Annotated in this window: 1 protein-coding gene; it reads right to left on the bottom strand. The window is 40.2% G+C overall.

Translation table 11 applies throughout. The features are described from left to right. Positions 1–55: 55 nt before the first annotated feature. Positions 56–580 (bottom strand): metallophosphoesterase family protein (locus LG31_RS21190; protein WP_202963001.1); only part of this gene is annotated, 525 nt, incomplete at its 5' end.

Genomic DNA, 580 nt, shown 5'->3' on the forward strand with positions numbered 1-580 from the left:
CTCCCCACTAACTAAACTGCCAATTAAGAATTACAGCCTAATAATAATATTGTTTTTAGGTCAGGTTTATTTTTGAAGTGGTACATGTGAATGCAGTGGCATGCATGAACTCAAACTCTCCTTTTTTAATTTTACAAGCAGTGAGATGTGGATTGTTAATGCGCTCACTTGGAGAGTAACCAGAGCCGGTATCTAGAAATAGTTGATTCCCTACAAATCGTGGGTAGTCTACAGGGGTGTGTCCAGAAATAATATAATCAACTCCTGATATTAAGTTTTCGTCCTTAGATGAAATTACATTTCGCCCCCATAGGATCTCACGCCGACATTCATTTAAAACAGCATCACAGACAGGCCATGTCTTCATTGGAACCTCAGAGTGAATAACCCCAACATGATAATCCTCAAGCTCTACCGATAAAGTGACGCTCATATTGTTCATGATAAGGGTTCGACACTCTTGGCGCTCCTCATCAGTGAGTGAAAACCACCACCCCCCACCATTTCTTTCCCAAATAGAGCGTTTATATGGTGATGAATTATCTTCATCTAGTATGAATTCCTCATGGTTACCTACAAC

The sequence above is a fragment of the Aeromonas lacus genome, assembly GCF_000764665.1.
Lineage (GTDB): Bacteria > Pseudomonadota > Gammaproteobacteria > Enterobacterales > Aeromonadaceae > Aeromonas > Aeromonas lacus.